Genomic DNA, 5,059 nt, shown 5'->3' with positions numbered 1-5,059 from the left:
GTTATTGTAACCATTAAGCGATAACCATAATCCAAAACCAACACCCGCTTCTTTCAGTTTCCTGCTCAATGCGGCAAGACTTGTATCTCCTTTGGGAAAATATTCTGGTGAGGGTTGCCAAATACTGTTTCTATTTTGCCAGCCATCATCGGCTACAACAGCATCCAGCTTTACTCCATAAGGTGATATATTTTTTTTATAAGCGAGATACACGTCCAATAAGCCGTTACCACTTAAGTCCTTTGCAGAGGAGTCGAACCAATTATTGTAATGCAGGAAGGAGCGTGGCCGCTTCCAAATGGTAGAAAGATATTGCATGAAAGCCCTTGTAATCGATTCGTTATTTTCTGCAAATCCCTCTACTGCGGTTTTACTATTTATTTGATAAGAATGGTTTATTTTGACCGTGTAACCAGGAAAATGCATTAAGCGCAACATCCCTTTCGTTGCGTGAGGTTCTATATCTCTGCCCTCTAAATTGATAAAACTATAATTACCTACTTTTTCAAAATGACGGCTATAACTTTTCGGTGTATTGCCATCTGTATGGCGGCTATAACCTGCCGGGTATTCCAATGCAAAGAACCATTGGTTGTTTACAAAAACGGGTTGGCCTCTTCCGCCACCACAAGCATCTTTAGGTATGATAAAACGCTCTACCTCCAGGCGATCTATGGTTGTAGGTTTATCGTATATCAACGTGATATTTTTTCTAATGAAATTTTCATTTTTTATGGCGAAATATTTTATAATCATACGTTGCGGCGCGACTTCATTTTTCTTTGTATAAGCAAGTTGCTTATAAGCAATAGAAAGAAAATTGGTGTCGCCGGACGTATAAGCCCGCGGAGCACCGATGGTATTGAAATCGCCGATAGACAAGCCTTCTGAGCTGTCCATACCTAAAATATTTACTTCATCACTTTTTACAGCAATAGAAATTTTATGGTCAATGGAAGAAAATTTTGTGGTACGCCAAACCTTTCCGTCAAAGGTTAATACTCGCTCTATCTTGTTATTTTTTACTATAGCTTTTTGCCCAAGTAAATTTTGTAGGACAAAAAGTGAGAGAATAAGAATAGGGAATCTCACGAACTTCGTTTTTATATTAAAAGAAATAATATTTACGCCATTTTATAATCAATGTAGAAAGTAAATATCCATCTAAAAGACGCTAATTTATCATTATTAGTCTTCTGTTTATTGTGCAATCGATTGCTTAAAAGAAGGTACTGTAAAAATACCGCGCCGGCAACTACCCGTTAATCCCTCTTTCATCGATTACATCTTTTATGGGGTGTTTAAAAATAGCAATTGCAAAGAAAGCATCAATAATTGTCTATTTAGATGTGGTAAATCCGGCAGGAGTACCCTTTTGTCTACAAAGTTGCTTTTTTATTCCTCGTTCAATTTTCATTTAGAGCATACGCTTTCTTATGAATGATCTGGAGCTCTATAAACACCTGTATGATGGTGTTGTAGAAAATTATTCGACTAAAATGAAAATATAAAATGCATCCGTCGAGTGGGTGTTAAACGACAATTTAACAATGCCCTTATTTCCACCGTTAAATGTTTGCAAAAAACCATCAATGATGGTTAATTCAGATGTTGTAGATCCGTTAAATTTTTTAAAATTTTGTGATTCGAATTTGTCATTGTCATTTTTTAATCTTCAAAATTTCTTGCGTATGTTAAAAAAAGCAAAGTTTGTGTTTACTGTACTATTTATTTGTTGCATTGTCGGTATTCCATTTTTAGCGAATGCCCAGGCACTTGTAAAAATAAAAGGACAGGTGATTGCAAGCAAGAGCGGAATGCCTCTCAGCGGTGCTACTGTAGAACTGAAGGGGGCAAATCATCGGGTTCTTACCGACAGTGCCGGTAATTTTACTATTGGATTACCCTATAAAAAGGGAACGCTTCGGGTTTCTTACATTGGTTACGAAACTTCTGAGGTGGAAGTCAGTAATTCAGAAGCCGTTGTAACAGTTATGTTAAGGGCGTCGGAGTCTGATGCCGGTGATGAGGTAGTAGTCGTGGCCCATGGCACCCAAAGGAAAAAGGAGTTGGTGGGGGCTATAGCAACAATTAATCCATCTGATCTTAAAATACCGGCTAGTAACCTGACCAATGCGCTTGCGGGGAAAATAGCGGGCATAATCGCCTTCCAAAGAAGTGGTGAGCCGGGGGCGGACAATGCAAACTTTTTCGTTCGGGGTGTCACAACATTTGGTTACCGAAACTATCCGTTAATTCTCGTTGATAATATTGAGGTTTCGGCTACTGATCTTGCTCATTTGCAAGTAGATGATATCGCTAGTTTTTCCGTACTTAAGGACGCCACTGCTTCTGCCTTGTACGGATCCAAAGGGGCAAATGGCGTTATACTTATAACTACCAAACAGGGCACGGAGGGTAAGGTAAAAGTGTTCTTCAGAATGGAAAATTCCAGGTCACAATCCACCAGAAACGTACAGCTGGCAGACCCGATTACCTATATGGAACTGGCGAATGAAGCTGTGTTAACGCGCAATCCTCTTGGTGGCCTATTGTATTCAAAAGATAAGATTGAAAATACACGAATGGGCACCGACCCTATTGAATACCCTGTAACTGATTGGCAAAAAATGCTATTGAAGAAAAGTACAAATAATCAACGTTATAATTTAAGTTTAAGCGGCGGGGGAAAAGTCGCACGTTATTTTGTCTCAGGATCGATGAATGTAGACAACGGACTTTTAAATGTTGATAAAAGAACCAATTTCAATAGTAACTCAAAACTATTGACATATTCTTTGCGCAGCAATGTAAATATAAATCTTACCTCCACAACAGAAATGATTGTAAGACTTTCAGGTTCTTTTGCGGATAACAGGGGCCCCTTATCCGGCGGAGCCGATATATACAATCAAATAATGCAATCAAATTCTGTATTATTTCCCGCCTATTATGCACCCACGCCTGAAACAAAATATGTCAAACACATTATGTTTGGAAATGCGGGGAATGCACAGTACAACAATCCGTACGCTGATTTACAAAAAGGGTATATGTCTTCCAATAGTTTTGCGTTAAACGCGCAAATCGCGCTAAATCAGAAATTATCCTTTATTACAAAAGGATTGTCTGCTCGTGGATTATTGAATGTGTCTCGCAACGGTAGCTTTTCGGTCACCAGAGCCTATAGCCCCTTCTTTTACACGACGACAAATTATGATTATGTGACCAAGACTTATTCACTCTTACCGCTAAATATGGAATCAGGACAATCTTCTGCCCCCGCTGGCACAGAATATTTAGATTATAATCCTGGAGATAAAACACTCTCGGCGGATTTTTATAGTGAGCTGGCATTGGATTATCGAAGGGTATTTAATAAAGTAAATACACTTAGTGGCACGCTGGTTGGTGTCGCGAAAAACAGTATAAATAGCAGTGCTACTTCGCTGCAAACCTCTCTGCCTTTTAGAAATGTGGGCTTATCGGGAAGGTTGTCCTATCTGTACGACAATCGCTATGCCGCTGAATTCAATTTTGGCTATAATGGGTCCGAGCGATTTGCCAAAAAGCAGCGTTATGGATTCTTTCCTTCTATTGGTGTCGCCTATACGTTATCAAACGAAAAGTTTTGGACCAGTTTAAAGGATGTTGTTACGCTATTTAAGCTAAGGGCGACTTATGGTTTTGTGGGTAATGATGCCATTGGCGATGCAACAGACCGGTTCTTTTATCTTTCCGACGTCAATATGAATAGTGGTGCCAGAGGAATGACGTTTGGAACTTTAAAAGATTATTCGCTTTCGGGAATTGACGTATTGAGGTATGCAAATAATAATATTACTTGGGAAAGGGCTGCTAAAACAAACTATGGGTTAAACATGTCCTTGTTTGGTAAATTAAATCTCGATGTAGATGTTTATAAAGAACAACGCTCAAATATCCTAATGGATCGAACATCTATTCCAACTACAATGGGACTTTCGGTTGTAACGAGAGCCAATGTTGGTAAGGCCAGAAGTCAAGGAGTAGATATAGCACTAGATTATTCTCAAAATATTACCTCCAAATGGTGGGCCAAGGCCGAGGGCAATTTTACTTATAGTACAAGTGCATATGAAACCTATGAAGAGCCACAATATGCGGAGAAAAATCTTCTACATCCGGGCAAGTCATTATCACAACAGTGGGGATATATTGCGGAGCGCTTGTTTGTTGATGATTTAGATGCTCAGAATTCGCCTAAACAAAATTTTGGACCTTATGGCGGCGGCGATATTAAATATAGAGATGTAAACGGAGACGGGCAAATTACTGAGCTGGATAAAGTTCCAATTGGCTATCCGACTACGCCGGAAATTGTCTACGGCTGTGGGCTGTCTACCGGAATTGGACAATTTGATTTTTCCATATTTTTCCAGGGTCTTGCTAAAGAATCATTCTGGATCGATGCAGCTGCGACATCCCCTTTTGTTAATGAACAGAGGCAGCTTTTAAAAGTATGGGCAGATAATCACTGGAGCGAAGACAATCGCAATATTTATGCGCTATGGCCGCGATTAGGTGTTGACGTTAGTCAGAATAATACGCAAACCAGTACATGGTTTATGCGCAACGGAGCACTTTTACGCATAAAATCCGCGGAAATAGGTTATACGCTATCAAAGCGTTTAATGAAACGACTGAAATTATCAAATGCTCGATTTTACATTAATGGTTTGAATATGTATACGTTCAGTAAGTTCAAACTGTGGGATGTTGAAATGGGCGGAAACGGCCTTGGATACCCCATTCAATTGGTGCTGAATGCTGGTGTAACATTATCACTATAATCTATTACCATAAAGAAAATCATTAAATATGAAGTTATTAAAAATGCTACCCCTGTTGCTTTTATTTTTAACTGGGTGTAATAAGTTTTTGAATATTTTACCCGCCGATATCGCAACGTTAGATCAGGCCTTTCAATTAAGGGCGACCGCCGAAAAATACTTATTTACTTGCTACTCTTATCTGCCCCACCTGGCCGATGCAAATAGCAATTATACTTTTCTGGGAT

2 protein-coding genes and 1 pseudogene are annotated in these 5,059 nt (G+C 39.3%); 2 read left to right on the top strand and 1 reads right to left on the bottom strand.

All coding sequences use genetic code 11. From position 1 onward, the window contains the following. Window positions 1–1,092 (bottom strand): hypothetical protein (locus tag ACQR30_RS12175; protein WP_429735461.1); only part of this gene is annotated, 1,092 nt, incomplete at its 3' end. Between the two features lie 599 nt (window positions 1,093–1,691). On the opposite strand from ACQR30_RS12175, the gene ACQR30_RS12170 reads away from it, so the two are divergent. Together ACQR30_RS12170 and ACQR30_RS12165 are read left to right on the top strand one after the other, a co-directional pair. After that, on the top strand, window positions 1,692–4,832 hold the full coding sequence (locus tag ACQR30_RS12170) for a SusC/RagA family TonB-linked outer membrane protein (protein ID WP_429735459.1): 3,141 nt from the start codon (window positions 1,692–1,694) through the stop codon (window positions 4,830–4,832). Window positions 4,833–4,860: 28 nt separating this feature from the next. Further along, window positions 4,861–5,059 (top strand): annotated as a pseudogene (locus ACQR30_RS12165) (RagB/SusD family nutrient uptake outer membrane protein); the annotation flags it as partial.

The sequence above is a fragment of the Arachidicoccus sp. genome (assembly GCF_050436765.1).
GTDB lineage: Bacteria > Bacteroidota > Bacteroidia > Chitinophagales > Chitinophagaceae > Arachidicoccus.
Note: the sequence above shows the minus strand (reverse complement) of the source record. Positions and strands in the feature narration are given on the sequence as shown.

Coding starts and splice junctions, on each gene's coding strand:
- ACQR30_RS12170 (WP_429735459.1), top strand. CDS start 1,692: ATGTTAAAAAAAGCAAAGTTTGTGTTTACTGTACTATTTATTTGTTGC.